The sequence below is a fragment of the Corynebacterium sp. 11A genome, assembly GCF_008930935.1.
GTDB lineage: Bacteria > Actinomycetota > Actinomycetes > Mycobacteriales > Mycobacteriaceae > Corynebacterium > Corynebacterium megadyptis.
Genome location: NZ_PQMR01000008.1, coordinates 93,295 through 111,474, shown reverse-complemented (window position 1 = coordinate 111,474; position 18,180 = coordinate 93,295). Strand labels below are relative to the sequence as shown.

Annotated in this window: 14 protein-coding genes and 1 rRNA gene; 9 read left to right on the top strand and 6 right to left on the bottom strand. The window is 64.6% G+C overall.

All coding sequences use genetic code 11. From position 1 onward, the window contains the following. Together rrf and GBB18_RS07530 are read left to right on the top strand one after the other, a co-directional pair. A 5S ribosomal RNA gene (gene rrf / locus GBB18_RS07535) occupies nt 1–115 on the top strand; the annotation flags it as partial. A 232-nt stretch (nt 116–347) separates the two neighbouring features. Then, nucleotides 348–1,067 (top strand): hypothetical protein, encoded by a 720-nt coding sequence (locus GBB18_RS07530; RefSeq protein WP_151641257.1) that lies wholly within the window; start codon nt 348–350, stop codon nt 1,065–1,067. Nucleotides 1,068–1,139: 72 nt separating this feature from the next. Here the strand turns inward: GBB18_RS07530 and GBB18_RS07525 are convergent, their stop codons facing one another. The 3 genes from GBB18_RS07525 to GBB18_RS07515 are packed head-to-tail and all read right to left on the bottom strand — an operon-like array spanning nt 1,140 to nt 5,511. Next, nucleotides 1,140–3,722 (bottom strand): ABC transporter permease, encoded by a 2,583-nt coding sequence (locus GBB18_RS07525; protein WP_151641256.1) that lies wholly within the window; start codon nt 3,720–3,722, stop codon nt 1,140–1,142. Then, on the bottom strand, nt 3,723–4,526 hold the full coding sequence (locus tag GBB18_RS07520) for an ABC transporter ATP-binding protein (RefSeq protein ID WP_370513266.1): 804 nt from the start codon (nt 4,524–4,526) through the stop codon (nt 3,723–3,725). It lies immediately after the preceding gene. Continuing rightward, nucleotides 4,504–5,511, bottom strand: a complete 1,008-nt coding sequence (locus GBB18_RS07515; RefSeq protein ID WP_151641255.1) for a pseudouridine synthase — start codon at nt 5,509–5,511, stop codon at nt 4,504–4,506. Before GBB18_RS07515 ends, GBB18_RS07520 begins: the two co-directional genes overlap by 23 nt. Nucleotides 5,512–5,649: 138 nt before the next feature. On the opposite strand from GBB18_RS07515, the gene GBB18_RS07510 reads away from it, so the two are divergent. Together GBB18_RS07510 and tgt are read left to right on the top strand one after the other, a co-directional pair. Beyond that, complete coding sequence (locus GBB18_RS07510; protein WP_151641254.1) at nt 5,650–8,061, top strand: MMPL family transporter; 2,412 nt, start codon at nt 5,650–5,652, stop codon at nt 8,059–8,061. 20 nt (nt 8,062–8,081) lie between these two features. Further along, nucleotides 8,082–9,317: a tRNA guanosine(34) transglycosylase Tgt gene (gene tgt, locus GBB18_RS07505; RefSeq protein WP_151641253.1), complete on the top strand. Its 1,236-nt coding sequence runs from the start codon at nt 8,082–8,084 to the stop codon at nt 9,315–9,317. Here the strand turns inward: tgt and GBB18_RS07500 are convergent. Continuing rightward, the gene (locus tag GBB18_RS07500; protein ID WP_151550298.1) at nt 9,314–9,892 is read right to left on the bottom strand and encodes an RNA polymerase sigma factor; all 579 of its coding nucleotides are present in this window, start codon (nt 9,890–9,892) and stop codon (nt 9,314–9,316) included. The genes tgt and GBB18_RS07500 overlap by 4 nt on opposite strands. A 162-nt stretch (nt 9,893–10,054) precedes the next feature. On the opposite strand from GBB18_RS07500, the gene GBB18_RS07495 reads away from it, so the two are divergent. From GBB18_RS07495 to mmsB, 3 genes are all read left to right on the top strand, one after another. Further along, the gene (locus GBB18_RS07495) at nt 10,055–11,602 is read left to right on the top strand and encodes a catalase (RefSeq protein ID WP_151550297.1); all 1,548 of its coding nucleotides are present in this window, start codon (nt 10,055–10,057) and stop codon (nt 11,600–11,602) included. A gap of 152 nt (nt 11,603–11,754) precedes the next feature. Beyond that, entirely contained in the window at nt 11,755–13,287 is a 1,533-nt protein-coding gene (locus tag GBB18_RS07490; RefSeq protein ID WP_151641252.1) for a CoA-acylating methylmalonate-semialdehyde dehydrogenase, read from the top strand. Nucleotides 13,288–13,305: 18 nt separating this feature from the next. Beyond that, on the top strand, nt 13,306–14,187 hold the full coding sequence (mmsB, locus tag GBB18_RS07485) for a 3-hydroxyisobutyrate dehydrogenase (protein ID WP_151550295.1): 882 nt from the start codon (nt 13,306–13,308) through the stop codon (nt 14,185–14,187). Here mmsB and GBB18_RS07480 read toward each other — a convergent pair whose 3' ends face one another. Continuing rightward, nucleotides 14,188–14,763, bottom strand: coding sequence for a TetR/AcrR family transcriptional regulator (locus tag GBB18_RS07480; protein ID WP_151641251.1), 576 nt, complete (start codon nt 14,761–14,763; stop codon nt 14,188–14,190). Between the two features lie 53 nt (nt 14,764–14,816). On the opposite strand from GBB18_RS07480, the gene GBB18_RS07475 reads away from it, so the two are divergent. Together GBB18_RS07475 and GBB18_RS07470 are read left to right on the top strand one after the other, a co-directional pair. Continuing rightward, complete coding sequence (locus GBB18_RS07475; RefSeq protein WP_151550471.1) at nt 14,817–16,199, top strand: GntP family permease; 1,383 nt, start codon at nt 14,817–14,819, stop codon at nt 16,197–16,199. 94 nt (nt 16,200–16,293) lie between these two features. After that, nucleotides 16,294–17,667 (top strand): HNH endonuclease signature motif containing protein, encoded by a 1,374-nt coding sequence (locus GBB18_RS07470; protein WP_151641250.1) that lies wholly within the window; start codon nt 16,294–16,296, stop codon nt 17,665–17,667. A gap of 110 nt (nt 17,668–17,777) precedes the next feature. Here the strand turns inward: GBB18_RS07470 and GBB18_RS07465 are convergent, their stop codons facing one another. Beyond that, nucleotides 17,778–18,179, bottom strand: coding sequence for a Na+/H+ antiporter subunit G (locus GBB18_RS07465; protein WP_151549698.1), 402 nt, complete (start codon nt 18,177–18,179; stop codon nt 17,778–17,780). Nucleotide 18,180 lies beyond the last annotated feature (1 nt).

Here is an 18,180-nt window from a genome sequence, read left to right as displayed (position 1 = left end):
CGGTGGTTATAGCATCGGGGACACGCCCGGTCCCATTCCGAACCCGGAAGCTAAGCCCGACAGCGCTGATGGTACTGCACCCGGGAGGGTGTGGGAGAGTAAGTCACCGCCGACCTAAAACTTCACATAGCCCCAAGGCGGGGGAGAAGGCGAACACACCATTCACCTCCTCCCCCGCCTTCAGGCATGCCTGCACATCCCTGACGCCAGCATGAATATTATGTCACGAAATAAACATTAGTTCACAGAAGTTTACTGTAGTAATATTCGTGAGCGTAAGAATATGTTTCTCGCTAGCTGGCGGGCTGTCGTGGCTCGGCGCTGGTTCCTAATACAAAGGTTGATTTATGGCACACAGCAAGACCCTCGCCGCAGTCCTCGCGGCCGTCGGAATCGCTTTCGCCGGGGTGCAGCCCGCCCAGGCCGAGGTGCAGATTCCCTCCATCGATTTGGCTCAGCCGGGTGGAGTGAACGTCGATACGCTGCTCGAGTTGGCTAGTAGCCAGTCGGATGAGATACAGCAGGCCATCGCGGCCGTCATGGATGAGGCTGAGGATGCTGACCTCTCGGCGCTGTCCTCTACACTCCCGCAGGGAGTCACGGAGACCAAGGCCGTGCAGCGCGGGGACTCCACGGAGAAGAGCAAGTTCTACTATCCCGCTCCCGTGCTCGGCTGCGGTATCGGCGATCTGCCGGTGACCGGTGCACTGGCAACCGTGCAACCCGGCCCCAACTATGGTGCTGGGCCGCTGCTAGGCAAGGGCAATCTCCTGGACCCTCATATCCCCGCCGAGCACGCGTACTTCCACGTCTTCAGCGTGGATGAGCGTCTCGCGCCGACGGTGAAGGGCACGGATATGAAGGTGGCGTGGCTGAATCTGAAGACCATGAAGGGCGGAGTGAACGCCTTGGATGAGAGCTTCCTCGGTGCGAATGTGCACGCCCAGACCTCGGCGCTGGTGAACACCGGCTCCGGCCCCGTGATTGCCGCGATTGCTGGCACCACGGCCAACGGCGAGGATAGCTGCACGGTGCTGCCGACCGTGGGCTCGACCACCGTCTCTTAATTCGCCCAAAGAGAGACTAGAAGGGGCCGGATGTGATGAGTTCGCGTCCGGCCCCTGATCGATGTCGTGGCGCTAGTCCGTGATCGCCTCGAGCGGGCGCGTCCGCGCGGCCGTCGCCGCCGGCCAGAGTGCAGCGAGCACGCCGACCAGCATGGAGCCGGCGAGCATGATCCCGACGGTGCCCCAGGGGATGACGATCGCCGTAAGACCGGTGTCTTTAAGATTCTCGAGGAAGGCGCAGCCCACGGCGATGCCGACAACGGCACCGACGACGGCGCCATAGAGGGCGATTACCGCGGATTCGAGATAGAACATGATGCGCACCTGTCGGCGCTGCATGCCGACTGCCCGCAGCATGCCGATCTCTTGGCGGCGCTCGATCACCGAGAGCGCGAGGGTATTCACGATGCCCAGAATGGCGACGATCACCGCCAGCGCCAGCAGCCCGTAGAGAATGGAGAGCATGCCCCGCACCTCGTTGGCGGCTTGCCCCTTCACTTCATCGGGGTCCTTGACCGAGGTCACCAGATCCCGATCGACCTCCTTGTCCAGCGCCGCCCGCACCTGGGTCGGGCTAAAGCCCGCCGCGGAGTGCACATAAATCTCTTGGGGCACCAGGCCGGTCTGATCGATGAGTTCCGCGGCGCTCGCCCGAGAGAGAACGCCGGCGTACAAGGTGGAGGAATCCACTAGGGCCGTCACCGGCACCTCCACATAGCTGTCTTGGCCGCGGATACTCACCCGCGCCATATCACCCAGCCCCACCTGGACGTAGTCCGCAGTGGTCTTGCTCATGATGAGGCCTGGAGCATCGAGGTTGATCTCGCCCTCCACCGCGGTGAAATTCACGCTATCCAGCATGGAATTATCGGCCACCGGGGTGGTGGGCGGCCCGAAGTCATTGCCCATGGACACGTCATTGACCATGAAGGGGCCGGCGGAGACCACCGATATGGAGTCCACCTCGGGCAGGGCGGCGACGCGCTCCGCGGTGTCCTGCGGCATGCTTATTCCGGCGCCGCGTTCGCCGGTGAGCACAAAGTCGGCGGTGATGGAATCGTCCACGATGTCCTCGGTGGAGCGCTGCATAGAGGCAGCCAGCATGCCGATAGATGAGACCATGATCAGCCCCAGGGTGAGGGAGAAGGCGGTGGCCGCAGTGCGGTGCGGGTTGCGCTGCGAGTTGGTGGCCGCCAACCGGCCCACCGTGCGGAAGGGGGCGCCGAGGATCCGGCCCAATCCACCCACCAGGGGAATGGAAAGCGCCGGCCCGGCCAGCCATAGTCCCAGCACCAGCGCTAGGGCTCCGGCACCCACCAAGGCCAGCGGTATGCGCAGGGCCTCGGTGTCGATGAGAACCGAGACGATGCACAGCACAGCGCCACTCAGTAGCGCCGCGGCGCCGGCCAGGGTGCGCCACTTCAACGAGGCGCGGGTGGGCGGCTGCGGCCGCATGGCTTGGACGGGGTGAATGGACCCGGCTTTGCGCGCCGGCGCCCACGCCGAGAGCACAGTGACCACCAGGCCCACGATAACCGGAGCGATGATCGTGGTGGGGGTGAGCGATACGCCAGCATCGGGCAGGCCCGCGTCGGAGCGATTGAGCAGCCAGGTGATCAGCCGCACGAGCCCCACACCGGCGAGAACGCCAAGCAGCGAGCCCACGAGTCCGACCACCACGGATTCCGCCACCACGGAGCGGGTGATCTGCGTGGCGGAGGCGCCCAAGGCCCGCAGCAGCGCGTATTCACGGTTGCGCTGGGCCACCAGCATGGCGAAGGTATTGGAGATGATGAAGGTGCTCACCAGCAGCGCGATGCCGGCGAATGCCCACAGGAAGTAGGTGACGAAGGAGAGGGCGGACTCGATACGTTCATTGGCTTGGTCTACGAGGTGCTGCCCGGTGCTGACCATGAAGTTCGGCAGGGCGTCGGCAAGCTCGGATTGCACGCTCTCGGCGGCGTCCGGGTCCTGCAGTGTCAGCGCGGCGAGCTGGGCATGCTCCCCATCGGTGAAGTGGGCGCGATAGTCCTGCTCCCGGAGCGCAATGGAGAGCCAGCCCGCTTGGTCGGAGGGGGCCTCGTAGATGCCGGTGACCTCTGCGTCGAGGCGGGTATCGGGGACCAGCACGGTCACGTGATCGCCGATGGAGATGCCGCCGCGCTCGGCGGCATTGCTGTTAATGGCGATCTGCCCCGCCGCGCTGGGCCGTGCGCCCTCGACGATGCTGCCCTGGCTGGGGATGTCCTCGCCGTGGAGAGTCTCCGGTGGCACGAGGGCAATGGCCTGGGTGGGGACCGCTCCGCTCTGGATGCGGGCGCCGTCGGGGTCGGTGAGGATCACGCTGGAGTCGCGGCCTTGGATGGACACGGCGCGCACATCTGGGCGGGCGCGCAGCTTATCCACCTCCGCGAAGGGGATTCCCTGGGGAGAGCGCTCGGTGCCGGCGACCACCACATCAATATCGTCGAAGGCGGTGGTCAGCGCCGAGTTCAGGGAGGAGGACAGGGTCGAGGTGAACATGGAGGAGCCGGCCACGAAGGCGGTGCCGAGTACCACGGCGAGCACCGTCAGCAGCAGCCGGAGCTTATGCGCGGCCACCGAACGCAGCGAGATCGTGCGCATGCGCGGCGGCGTCATGGTCGGTGTCGCCATCTATCGGCCCTCGATCCCGGCCATGATGGACATGATCTTCTCGGTGGTGGGCTCGGTGATGTCATCGCGGATGCTGCCATCGGCGAGGAAGATCACCCGGTCCGCATAGGCGGCCGCCGCCGAGTCGTGGGTGACGATCACCACGGTCTGGTTGAGCTCGTCCACCGCCGCCCGCAGAATCCGCAGCACCTCGGTGGAGGAGTTGGAATCGAGGTTGCCGGTGGGTTCATCGCCAAAGATGATGTCCGGCCGCGACACCAAGGCGCGGGCGACGGCCACGCGCTGTTGCTGCCCGCCGGAGAGCTCGGAGGGCTGGTGGCGCAGCCGATCCTTCAGCCCGAGCCGCTCGGTGACCTCCGTGAACCATGCTTCATCGACGCGCTGCCCGGCGATCCCCACCGGCAGGGTAATGTTCTCCGCCGCGGAGAGCGTGGGCACCAGGTTGAAGGACTGGAACACAAACCCTAGGCGGTCGCGTCGCAGATTCGTGAGGGCGGCGTCGTTAAGCTGCGAGAGCTCGGTCTCTCCGATATAGGTCTCGCCGCTACTCGTGGCGTCCAGCCCGGCCATGCAGTGCATGAGCGTGGATTTTCCGGAGCCGGAGGGGCCCATGATCGCGGTGAAGCGGCCGCGCTCGAATTCCACGGTGACATGGTTCAGCGCCACCACCTGGGCGCTGCCCTCACCATAGGATTTGTATAGGTTCACGGCGCGGGCCGCGGGGATGGTGGGCATGGGGTCCTCGCTCTCTACCGGGGTCAATGGATCGTATTCACGGCGCTTATCGACGCTCACTCGCTGCATGTCCCGCCGTACTGGTGCTAAATCTACGCCGCTGGCCGGTGAAAGGATCGGTGAACGCCAGATGGGTGGAACACAGCTGCAGGGGTGTGGCGTAGTTCTCGGGCTCGTCGGCTGCGACCGTGGGATAGAAGGGATCGCCGAGGATCGGCGCCCCGGCCGCGGTCATGTGGAGGCGCAGCTGGTGGGTGCGGCCGGTGTGGGGGTGCAGCTCATAGCGGGCTAGGGGCGGCTGGGGGCCATAGTCGGCTTCGAGACGCTGCTGCTCAGCGGCGCTGAGCGGGGTCACGGCCAGCACCTCGGTGATCGCGTTGATCGCCGCGCCGGGCAGCTCCACGGCCTGGATCTCACCTGGGGTTTTGTGGATATGGGAGCGCCACACCGTGCCACGGGTGATCTCCTGGCGCAGCGGCGCGATGGCCGTGTAGCGCTTGTCCACGGCCCGCTCGGCGAAGAGTCGCTGGTAGGCGCCGCGCACCTCGGGGCGGGTGGTGAACATGAGGATTCCCGAGGTGAGCCGGTCGAGGCGGTGGGCCGGCACCACATCCATGTTGCCAGTGCGACGGCGCAGCCGCACCGTGGCGGTTTCAGTGATGTGGCGCCCGCGCGGCATGGTGGAAAGAAACGCCGGTTTGTGCACCACCAGCAGGTTCTCATCGTGGTGCAGGATAGTGCAGTCGAAGGGGATGGGCGGCTCTGGGGCGGGGATCCGATAGAACCACAGATCGGCGCCCACGCTCACCATGTCCTGCGGGGCGTAGGCGCGGCCGGTGGGGGAGACCACTTCGCCGCGGCTGAAGCGGGCGAGTATGGCCGCCTCATCGTCCTCGGGGTGGCGGTGGCGCTGGTTGAGCACCACATCGGTGAGGAACTCGAGGGCGCTCACCGCCCCGCGCGGAGTGTCCGGCAGGCGGACGCGGGATGGGGAGAGGCCATCCTTGACGGGCAGAGGGGGTTCGCGGCGGCGCCGCCCAGAGGAGGAAGTCATCGTAGTGTTCAGCGTATCTAAAAACCGTGCTGTTACGTACGTGTCCATGTTGTTTACTAGCATGAGTGAGACAGTGCCGCCGCGTTGTGCGCTGGCCGAGCGAACCCCACGCTGGAGAAGAAGCGGAAAGAAGATACTGTGGCGAAGTTTTTGTATCACCTCGGCAAACTGTGTTTTCGGTTGAAGTGGATCGTGGTTCTGCTGTGGGTGGGCATTCTAGCGGCCGTCGGCGTGAGCGCCGTGGCCTTCCAAGACGGCTTCGATGATGCCTTCTCCATCCCCGATATGCCCTCCAGTGAGGCGGGGCAGATGATGGAGCACAACTTCGAAGGCGGTGTCTCCCCTGGCTTCGCCACCGACGTGGACCTAGTGTTCCAGGCCCCGCCGGGCGAGAAGCTGGCGGATCCGAAGAATCACGAGGCCATCCAGAAGGTGATTGACTCCCTGCGCGCGGATCTGCCCGAAGCCGCCGAGGAGCGCACCTTCGGCAACCCAGTGGATGTCAATCCCAAGCTCATCGAGGGCGTGGTGGAGCAATCCGTGGAGAAGGGCCTGCCCCGCGAACTCGCGGAAACCAATGCCTATTTCCTTCGCGTGCTCAGCGATGATGGCACCATCGGCACCACCCGCTTCGCCTTCGATGCCCCCGCGCCGGGGGATGTGAACCAGGAGCAGCGCGATGCGGTGAATAAGGCCATCGAGCTCGGCCGCGAGGCGGGAATCACCGTGGAAGCGGGCGGCCCGGGCTTCGCCGAGCCCATTGAGGTGCAGTCTAAGTCCGAGATGATCGGTCTCGGGGTGGCGCTGATCGTGCTGCTGTTTACCTTCGGCTCCGTGGTGGCCGCCGGCATGCCGCTGATTACCGCGGTGATCGGCGTGGGCATTGGCGCGCTCGGCATTGTGCTGGGTACTGCCGTGGTGGATCTGAATAACATCACGCCCGTGCTGGCGCTCATGCTCGGCCTGGCCGTGGGCATCGACTATGCCCTCTTTATTCTTTCTCGCTATCGCGCCGAGTTGGACGAGAAGGGCGAGGAGCAATCCCTAGAGGAGTCCGCGGGCATGGCCCTGGGCACGGCCGGTTCGGCGGTGGTCTTTGCCGGCCTGACCGTGATTATCGCCCTGGCGGCGCTCACCCTGGCGAAGATTCCCTTCCTTTCCTGGATGGGTATTGCCGCCGCGGCGACGGTGTTTGTGGCGGTGCTGATCGCCCTTACCTTCATCCCCGCCCTGCTGGGCGTGCTCAAGGGGCGGGTATTTGGGTTGAAGATCCCCGGGCTGCGCTCCACCAAGCGCACGGCGGGCCCCTCCTATCAGCGCAGCTCCGGGCTGGCCTATCGCTATATCACGAAGGTGCAGCGCTATCCGGCGCTGGTGCTGGCGGCCGTGACCATCGGCCTGAGCGCCTTGAGCATTCCCGTCACGCACCTCGATCTGGCGCTGCCCTCGGACTCGGTGGCGGAGCGCGATACCACCCAGCGCAAGTCGGCCGAGCTCTTGGCGGAAGGCTTCGGCGAGGGCAAAAACGCCCCCTTCCTCGTGGTCATGGATGTCAGCGATATGAACACCCAGGCCGCGGCGCTGAACTCCTATCGCGCCGCCGCCGGGATCCCGGAGGATGCCGGGGTTGAGCAACTGGCGCCGCTGACCTATCAGATGGCGGCGGAGAAATTTAACGCCAACGCCGATGTGGCCCACGCCCAGGTGGTGCGGGTGAATAAGGCCGGCACCTCCGCTCAGGTTCTGGTGACCCCGCGGCTGGGCCCCAATGATCCGCTCTCCACCGAGCTGCTGCACGCACTGCGCGCCCAGGCCGATGACCTGCGCCGCAGCCTCGGCATCGAGATCGGCATTACCGGCCTGACCGCCGTGCAGCAGGATGTGACCACCAAGCTCGACCACGCCATGCCCATCTATCTCTCCGTGGTGGTGGGCCTGGCCATCGTCTTGTTGCTCATGGTCTTCCGCTCGCTCATGGTGCCGCTGGTCGCTGGTCTCGGCTTCCTGCTCAGTGTCGGCGCCGCATTCGGCACCACCATCCTCTTCTGGCAGCAGGGACTGTGGGGCATCGTGGACACACCCGGGCCGATCATTTCCTTCATGCCGATCTTCCTCATCGGCGTCACCTTCGGCCTCGCGATGGACTATCAAGTCTTCCTCGTCACCCGCGTGCGGGAACGCTATATCGAATTGCAGAAACACCCCGAGGAGAACACCACTCCCTTCAGCTTGGTGGATGCGTCCACCGTCCAGGGCTTCCTGCTGGGCTCGCGCGTGGTCACCGCTGCCGCGCTGATTATGATGGCGGTCTTTTTCGCCAATATCTCCCAGCCGCTGCCCTTCGTGAAGATTTTCGGTTTCGCCCTCGGTGTCGCCGTGCTTGTCGACGCTTTCCTCATCCGCATGGCCCTCGTGCCTGCCACCATGTTCCTTTTGGGCCGGGCCACCTGGTGGATGCCGCGCTGGCTCGATCGCATCCTGCCCTCGTTGGATGTGGAGGGAACTAGCCTAGAAAAAGAGATGGAATCGACGGCGAGTGGGCGTCGATAAGCAGGAAAAGAGCTATAGCCATGAACTACTTTGATGTCACCAGTCGCCTCGAGGGCCAGCACGGCCGCGCCGGGGTGATTCACACCCCGCACGGCGATATTGCCACGCCTGCGTTTATTCCCGTGGCCACGAAAGCCACCGTGAAAACCCTCACCCCAGAGCAGATTCGGCTCAGCGGGGCGCAGGCGATTCTCTCGAACGCCTATCACCTCTACCTGCAGCCCGGCCCCGATATTGTGGACGAGGCCGGAGGCGTGGCCGCCTTCGAGAACTGGCACGGGCCCACGTATACCGATTCCGGCGGATTCCAAGTGATGAGTCTCGGCGTGGGATTTAAAAAGGTGCTGGCCATGGATACCTCTGGGCTTGATGCGGGGGATATTCGCGCCCGGAAGAAGGACCGCATGGCGCTGGTGGATGAGGACGGCGTGGATTTCCGTTCCATTATCGATGGCTCGAAGCACCGCTTCACCCCCGAGGTGTCCATGCAGATCCAGCATCAGCTGGGCGCGGACATCATGTTCGCCTTCGATGAGCTCACCACCCTGGTGGATACCCGCGAGTATCAGGAGCAGTCGGTGGCGCGCACCCACCGTTGGGCCCAGCGCTGCCTGCTCGAGCATGAGCGGCTCTCCGAGGAGCGCCGCCATCGGCCGGAGCAGTCACTATGGGGCGTGGTGCAGGGCGCCCAATATGAGGATCTGCGGCGCCAGGCCGCTCGGGGGCTGGTGCAGCTGTCGAATGAGCAGGAGGAACAGGGCCAGCGCGGTTTCGGCGGCTATGGCATTGGTGGGGCGCTGGAGAAGGAGAATCTGGGCACCATCGTCGGCTGGGTGTGCGATGAGCTGCCGGAGGATCGCCCCCGTCATCTCTTGGGCATTTCCGAGCCGGACGATATCTTCACCGCCGTGGAGTCCGGGGCCGATACCTTCGACTGCGTGGCGCCGACGCGGCTGGGGCGGCGCGGCGGGGTCTATACCCTCGATGGCCGGATGAATCTGGCCGCCGCCCGCTTCAAGCGCGACTTTAGCGGCATCGACGAGGAGCTCGGCGGCTATGTGAGCGAGAACTACTCCCGCGCCTATATCCACCATCTGCTCAAGGCCAAAGAGTTTTTGGCCGGCACCCTCTGCACCATGCACAACCTCTACTTCATGGTGGGGCTGGTGGATCGTATCCGGGCGTCGCTGCAGGGCGGCTACTACTACGAGTTCCGTGATGAGTTCATGGGGCGCTACTACGCAGCCAAGCGCTAGGAGCTGCGCGCGGGGGAATCTTGGGTGGCGGTGGCGGCGATGATGTCCTGTCGGGCGCGCGCCACCCGGGAGCGGATGGTGCCGACGCGGCAGCCTGCGATCTTGGCTGCCTCCTCGTATTTATAGCCCAGTACCTGGGTGAGGATGAGGGCCTCGCGTCGATCTGGGGGGAGTTTTTCAATCACCATCCGCGCATCGATCCACTCGGGCAACGCGGCCGGGGTGGTGGAGCGAGGGACATCATCGATTTCGGTGATGGATTTGCGGGGGCGCGCCATATCGTGGCGCACGCTATCGACCCAGACGCGGCGGGCGAGGGAGAGCAGCCAGGTGCGGGCGCTGGACTTGGCGGCGAACTTCGGCAGCGCCTTCATCACGCGAAGATAGGTTTCCTGGGTGAGGTCATCAGCGTGATCGCGGCCGGCGAGATGGGCGAGTAGGCGCCAGACATCTGCTTGGGTGGCCTGAATGAACTCCGTGAGGGCGGCTTTATTGCCGCGCCCAGCGGCGAGTGCGAGTTCGGTGACGTGCTCGTCATCGCGCTCGGGGTTCCCTGCGCCGGCGGGTGGTCTCATACCTGATGATCCTAGCAAAACGGATCGTGAACTAAGGCTTGCCTTCGGTAATGCCTATGGGTTATCCGGTGATTAATTGGAAATTCTGATACTATGGGTATAGTTATTAAGTATCAGGCATCAATTAGACGATGCCTATAAAAATTCCTTTGAGGAGGAGCCATGGCTGAACAGCACAATTCTGACCTAGATTCCATCGTCAATGGTGGTGCCCGCACCCCCGGCGGCGAGCAGACCACCCGCCTGAATGGCGCCCCTGTGAGCAGTGAAAACCACTCCGTCACACAGGGCCAGCAAGGCAGCGTCGACCTGCGCGACGTGCACCTGCTGGAGAAGCTTGCCCACTTCAACCGCGAGCGCGTGCCCGAGCGTGTCGTGCACGCTAAGGGCTCCGGCGCCTTCGGCGAGCTGCACATCACCGAGGATGTGTCCCGCTATACCTGCGCCGATCTTTTCCAGCCGGGGCGCGTCACCCCGATGCTGGCGCGTTTTTCCACCGTGGCCGGCGAGCAGGGCTCCCCGGACGGCTGGCGCGATGTGCGCGGCTTCGCCCTGAAGTTCTATACCCAGGAGGGCAACTATGACCTCGTGGGCAATAACACCCCGGTGTTCTTCATTCGCGACGGGATAAAGTTCCCAGACTTCATTCACTCCCAGAAGCGCCTGCCCGATACCGGCTTGCGCGATGCCAATATGCAGTGGGACTTCTGGACCCGCACCCCGGAGTCCGCCCACCAGGTGGCGTATCTCATGGGCGATCGTGGTATCCCCACGAACTTCCGCCATATGGACGGCTTCGGCTCCCACACCTACCAGTGGGTGAATGAGGACGGCGAGCGCTTCTGGGTGAAGTACCACTTCAAGACCCAGCAGGGCTGGGAGTTCTGGACCGATGAGGAGGCGGAGGCCGCCGTGGGCGCCAATGCCGATACCTCCCGCGAGGACCTCTTCAACGCCATCGAGCGTGGCGACTATCCGCGCTGGGACGTGAAGGTGCAGATTATGCCCCTCGACGAGGCCGAGGATTATCGCTGGAACCCCTTCGACCTCACCAAGGTGTGGTCCCAGAAGGATTATCCACTCATTGATGTCGGCTATTTCGAGCTCAACCGCAACCCGAAGAACTTCTTCGCCCAGATCGAGCAGGCCTCCTTCGAGCCCAGCAATCTGGTGCGTGGCATCGGCTTCAGCCCGGACAAGATGCTCATCGCCCGTAGCTTCGCCTATGCCGATGCGGCCCGCTACCGCGTGGGCGCCAATGCCCACCACCTGCCGGTTAACCGCCCGTTGAACGAGGTCAATACCTACGCCAAGGATGGCGCGATGGCCTATGAGTTCAATGATCCTTCCGATCCCGTCTACTCCCCGAACGCCTACGCCAAGGGCGCCGGTACGGACGATGATAAGGAGACCTCCGGTTCCGGCGTGACCGTGGGTGTGGCTGGGGATCTCGGATTGTGGGATGAGACCCACGGCACCGACTTCACCCGCGGCGCCTATGTGCAGCACCCCGAGGATGATGACTTTGCCCAGGCCGGTCTTCTCTATCGCGAGGTGCTTGACGACGCCGCCCGCGAGCGCATGGCCGGCAATATTGCCCGCGCCATGGCCGGGGTGAGCGAGCAGGTAGAGCAGCAGGTCTACGAGTACTGGGCCAAGGTGGATCCCCACCTTTCTCAGCGCGTCAAGGAGCTCTTCACCCAGAGCTAAAACTGCGCGTGATGCCCGCCCCTGTGTACCGGGGGCGGGTTTTTCGCGTCTGGGGTAAATGGTGTTCACCATCGCATAAACACTAGGAATGTGATGAAGGACTCACTACGGTGTGGTGTATAGCACTTTCGCACAGTAGTAAGGAGACTCCTATGAAGACCATCAACCACTACGTCGGTGGCCGCGAATGGGCGGGCAGCTCCACTGCCACCCAGGACGTGATGAATCCCTCCACCGGCACTGTCCAAGCCCAGGTGCGGCTGGCCAGCACCGCCGATGTGCAGGAAGTCATCACTAACGCCCGCGTCGCCCAGCCCGAGTGGGCCGCGCTGAACCCACAAAAGCGCATGCGGGTGCTCATGGAGTGGATTCGGCTGATCAACGAGCACATGGATGAGCTGGCCACCGCGCTGTCGCTGGAGCATGGCAAAACCTTCGCCGACGCCCAAGGCGATGTCCAACGCGGCCTCGAGGTGGTGGAAGTATCCCTCGGTGCCCCGCACTTCCTCAAAGGCGAGTTCTCCGACTCGGTGGGCACTGGGGTGGATACCTACTCCATGCGCCAGCCGCTTGGCGTGGTCGCCGGGATCACCCCCTTCAACTTCCCCGCCATGATCCCGCTGTGGAAGGCCGGCCCAGCACTCGCGGCCGGCAATGCCTTCATCCTCAAGCCCTCCGAGCGCGACCCCTCCGTGCCCCTGAAGCTGGCCGAGCTGTTCACCGCGGCCGGCGGGCCGGACGGGGTATTCAACGTGGTGCACGGCGATAAGGAAGCGGTGGATGCCCTCCTCGACTCCAAGGTGATCCAAGCGGTCGGCTTTGTCGGCTCCACCCCGATTGCCCAGTACATCTACACCCGCTGCGCCGAGACCGGCAAACGCGCCCAGTGCTTCGGCGGCGCCAAGAACCACATGCTCATCCTGCCCGACGCCAACCTCGACGAGGTGGCCGACGCCCTGGTGGGCGCCGCCTATGGCTCGGCCGGCGAGCGCTGCATGGCGATCTCCGTGGCCGTGCCCGTGGGTGAGGAGACCGCCACCGCGCTGCGCGAGAAACTGGTGGAACGCATCGAAGGCCTCAAGGTGGGCCACTGCCTCGACCCGGACGCCGACTATGGCCCGCTGGTGGCCGCCTCCGCGGTGGAGCGAGTGCGCTCCTATATCGACGCCGGAGTGGAGGCCGGTGCCGAGCTTGTCGTCGATGGCCGCGAGCGCGGCGCCACCGACAGCAGCTTCCAGGGCGAGGGCCTCAGCGGCGGCTACTACCTGGCGCCCACCCTCTTCGACCACGTCACCCCCGAGATGTCGATCTACACCGACGAGATCTTCGGCCCCGTGCTCACCATCGTTCACGCCGACAGCATCGACGAGGCCCTGCGCCTGCCCACCGAGCACGCCTATGGCAACGGCGTGTCCATCTTCACCCGCAACGGCGGCGCCGCCCGCGATATCGCCCAGCGCATCCAGGTGGGCATGGTGGGCATCAACGTGCCCATCCCCGTGCCCATCGCCTATCACACCTTCGGCGGCTGGAAGGCCTCCGGCTTCGGCGACCTCAACCAGCACGGCCCCGACGCCTTCCGCTTCTACACCAAGACCAAAACCGTCACCTCCCGCTGGACGCGTGACGACGCCGCCATCACCCCCCACTCCGGCTCCCACTTCGTGATGCCGGTCGTGGACTAAAGAGAGAAGGAGAGAGCAATGACCACCATCGCTTTCATCGGCCTCGGCAACATGGGCGGGCCCATGGCCAGCAACCTCCACGCCGCCGGCTACACCGTCACCGGCTTCGACGTGATGGAACCGGCCATCACCGCCGCCCGCTCAGCCGGGATCGACGTCCACGATTCCGCCGCTGCCGCCGCCCGCGACGCCAGCATCATCATCACCATGCTCCCCAACGGCACGCTTGTCGACGCCACCCTCCGCGAGATCATCGGCGAGCACCCCGGCAACGCGCTCTTTATTGATTCCTCCACCATCGGCGTCGACGAAGCCACCAGCAACGCCGCCACCGCGGCCGCGGCTGGGCACCGCTACATCGACGCCCCCGTCTCCGGAGGTGTGGTGGGCGCCCGCGCCGGGAAGCTGGCTTTCATGGTCGGCGGCGAGACCGAGGCCGTGGAGCAGGCCCGCCCCGTGCTCGAGGTCATGGGTGCATCCCTCACCCACTGCGGCGGCCCCGGCGCCGGCGCGGCCGCCAAACTGTGCAACAACATGATCCTGGGCATCCAGCAGATCGCCATCGCCGAGGGCATGGTGCTCGGCGAAAGACTCGGTCTCAGCCCCCGCGCCTTCTTCGACGTGGTCTCGCACTCCACCGGCAGCTGCTGGGCGCTCACTACCAATTGCCCCGTGCCCGATGTGGTCGATAGCGCCCCCGCCAATAGGGACTTCGCCGCCGGCTTCTCCACCAACCTCATCTGCAAAGACCTCGCGCTGGCCATCGACTCCGCCACCCAGACCAGCACCGACACCCAGCTGGGGCGGCACGCCCTCGAGCTATTCACCCAGCTGCAGGACGCCGGAGAAGGGGAGCGGGACTTCTCCGTGGTGATCAACCAGGTGCGTGCGGCGCAGTAGTTAGCGTGGCTGCGGGTGGCCGTCGATAAGCGACTGCAGCTGTGTGGCATAGAAGCCCACCAGCTGCTCGTGGGGGAAGGAGGCAAACTCCACATCCCCGCAGCGGCGCATCAACGATAAGCCCGTGAGCAGGGACATCGCCGCCTGGGCGCGCAACCGCGGCGCGGGATAAGGATGCGGGGCCTCCGCCGTGATGCGGTCAGTGAGCACCTGCAAAATATTGCGCTGAATACGCTCACCGATCGCCTGCAGCGACGCCAAGGAACCATCCGCGATCGTCAGCGCCCGCACAATCGAATAAGGAGCGGCCCACGGTGCCGTCAGCGTCTCCTCGATCGCGGTGGCACCCAGCCGGGCAAAAGGACCCGCAAACAGCGCCCGCGCCGACTCCGAAAAATCGAGAGTAGCCGCGAACAGGTTCTCCTTGCTGTGAAAATGCTTCACGATCAGCGCCGGCGACACCTCCGCCACCCGGGCGATCTCCTTCAACGACACCGCCGCGAAAGAGCTCTCCGCAAACATCTCGCGGGCCACCACCAGAATGCGGGTGCGGGCATTCGCCGAATCAGTGCTCATGCCCCGCATTATAAGTACACCGGCCAGCGCCGGTGCCCAGAAAGGCAGAAAACATGGTACTCGGACTCAGCGGAATCTTCCTCTCCCTGGGCGTGCTTCTCGTGCTCGCGTACCGCGGGCACTCCGTGATTATCGTCGCCCCCATCGCGGCACTGCTCGCGACACTACTGTCCGGAGCCCCACTACTGGCCACCTACACCCAGATTTTCATGCCGGCGCTCGGCGGGTTCATTATCAGCTTCTTCCCGCTCTTCCTCAGTGGCGCGATCTTCGGCCGGCTCATGACCAGCTCTGGACTCGCCGCGGACCTCGCCCGCGGCATCTCGGCGCTCTTCGGCCCGCAGCGCGCCATCCTCTCCACCGTGCTCGCCACCGCCTTACTCACCTACGGCGGTGTGAGCGCCTGGGTGGTGGCCTTCACTATCGTGCCCATTGCCACGCCCCTGTTTCGGCAGGCCGGGATCCCCAAAAGGCTCATGCCAGCGGCGCTGGCGCTCGGCACCATCACCTTCGCCATCGCCGCCCTGCCCGGCAGCCCGCAGGTACACAACGTCATCCCCACCCGCTACTTCGGCACCACCGGCTACGCGGCGCCCGTCGTGGGGCTCATCGGCTCCATCGCCATGTTCGCGCTCGGTATGGCGTGGCTTAACCGCCGCGCCCGGGCGCTCATCCGCGCTGGGGAACCCTTCGGCGACGATGAACCCGAGGACACTACTGTTTCGAACACCGAGCACGTGGCGCTGCGCGGACTGCGCGGGCTGCTGCCCATTGCAGTAGTGATCGTGATGAATTTCCTCTTCATCTACGTCCTCAGCGACGCCATGGACTTCTCCTACCTGGACTCAGAGAAATACGGCTCCACCACCATCGACGCTGTCCGGGGACTGTGGAGCGTCGTGGTGGCGCTGGCCACGGGCATCCTGCTGATCATGGCAATGCGCTTCCGGCACCTATCCGAGCTAGTGGCAGACCTATCCGAAGGCGCCAAAAACGCGATCCTTCCCGCGCTTACTACTGCCTCCGAGGTGGGCTACGGCGCGGTGGTGGCCTCCCTTGCCGTATTCGCGGTGCTTCGCGACGCCATCTTCGAGCTCGCCAACAACGCCATCTTGGTCGGCATCACCTCGGTGGCCGCGATCTCCGGAGTCACCGGCTCGTCCTCCGGCGGACTATCCATTACCCTCGAAGCCTTCGGCCCCGACCTAGCGGCGCTGGCAGCGCAACAAAACATCGACCCCGAGCTGCTGCACCGGCTCATGGCCATGGCCTCGGTGTCCTTCGACTCCCTGCCACACAACGGCGCGGTGCTCACGATGCTGCTCGTATGCGGAATGACGCACCGGCAATCCTACAAAGACATAGCAGTAGTATCCGTGGCCATCCCCATTGTGGTACTCACCGGCATCCTCGGCTGGGTGATGCTGCTCGGCTAGAGGCTGTGGATGAAAAAACGGGTTATGCACAGGATGGCGTCGATAAGCGCGCAGCGTGATGACAACGCGGGGCGGCTGGGCCACGATGTGAGCCATGACCACCCTGCAGCGCGCCCGCGCCGATCTCGCCGCCGCCCTCGAGGCCGCCGAATCGGTGCTCACTACGGCCAGTGACGCCGAGATCGCCGAGCAGTGGGACGAGATTGTCGCCATGGATGCGCTCATGGGACTTAAAGCACACATCGACGTGCTGCTCGCGCACCGGCTCGCCAACGGGCTATCCAGCGTGGTCGCCGGAACAGGGAAATCCGTGCGGGTGCTCGAAGAAGACTTCGGCTGGTCCCGCAGCCGTGCCACTACTGTCTCCACCCAAGCGCACCGGCTCTACGGGCCTATGGTGGATGACACCACCGAGGAGAACGACGAGGTCCGCGCCCACCGGGCGGAGGCCGCCGAGCTACGCACTGCCAGCGAACAACTCCTGCGCCGGGCCCTCATCTCCGCCGAAACCCGCACCGTCATCGAAACGAAACTCGCCAAACTCAAAACCGACAACGCCCTGATCCGCGAAACCCTGCGCAATCAGCTCGTCACCTATGCCACCACCCATAGCTACGCCGACGTGCGCGCCGCCGCCATCGAACGCGTCCGCACCCTCAACGCCAGGCTCGGAGCCAACCCCGATCGCGGCCGCCGCAAGCGCTTCTTCCGCATTACCCGCACTGACGAAGACGGCACCTGCTCCATCAACGCCAAACTCCCCGCCGCTGCCATTGCCGACTTCAAAGCACAACTCGACGCCGAACTCCGGAAACCGCGGCCCCACGGCGACACCCGCACCTTCGACCAGCGCAGTGCCGACGCCGCCAGCGCCGTCATGAACCGCGGCGACACCAGTCGTAGCAGCGCCATGGTGTTCAGCTTCTCCGCCAAAGACTTCGACCGCGAGGACCTCATCGCCGCCGGCTACACCTTGCCCACCAATACCGGAATCAACCTCACCCTCGACCAGATCGAAAAACTCGGGGCCAACAAATACGGCTTCTACGTAATCCACGACCCCTCCACCGGGATGGCGCTGCGCGTCGGCCGCATGCGTCGCACCGCCACCTTCGCCCAACGACTCGCCCTCTTCGCCTCCGAAGGGGTGTGCTCCCACCCAGGCTGCTCCACACCGCTGTCGCGATCCGACATCCACCACATCACTGCGTGGGAACACGGCGGCACTACTGACATAGAAAACCTCACCGTGAGATGCCGCACCCACCACACCGACAACGACGACACCCACCGCGACCCACGAAGACACCACGCCCGCCGCGACCCCCACACCGGAATCGTCGGCACCGCCCGCGGAACCCCGAACCCATCGGTGAACATCAACAACGGATACGCCGCCTCCCGCTCCGCCGGCAGACGCATCCGCAACCAACCATGGCCGCCCGGGTGTGAACCACCCGCGAGCTAACCCCTTAGTCGCCTCAGCCCCTCCGCGCCCAGGATGCGGTGGGGCTTCAGGTGCGAGCGAAACAACCCCCAAGGATCAGGATTCCTTGGGGGTTGGTGGTGAGAACGGGACTACTGTTCAGACACCTGCGGATCGGGCTCAGCGGCGGAGCCTTCAGCAGGCGCATCGTCCTCCTGCTGGGAGGAACGCTCCTTGGCCAGGCGCACGCGGTCATCCACCGAGACGCCGTAGATGGCGCGGGCGAGGTAGAAGCTGGAGACGCTTACTACTGCCAGCAGGAAAGCGATCGAAATGATGGCGCGAACGAGGTTATTGGGGTCAAACCCCTTGGTGGAGAAGTCGTTCACCAGGTTCGCGATAATCAGCAGTGGTAGTGCTACTCCCGTGAGCGGGCTCAAAAGATTCACGCGGGTCAGCGCATCCTTGGCCTCCCAAATGGAACGCACGGTAACCATGGCAATGAATGCGGCCAAGAGCACGAGGGCTCCGACGATAATGTCGCTGATGGTCATG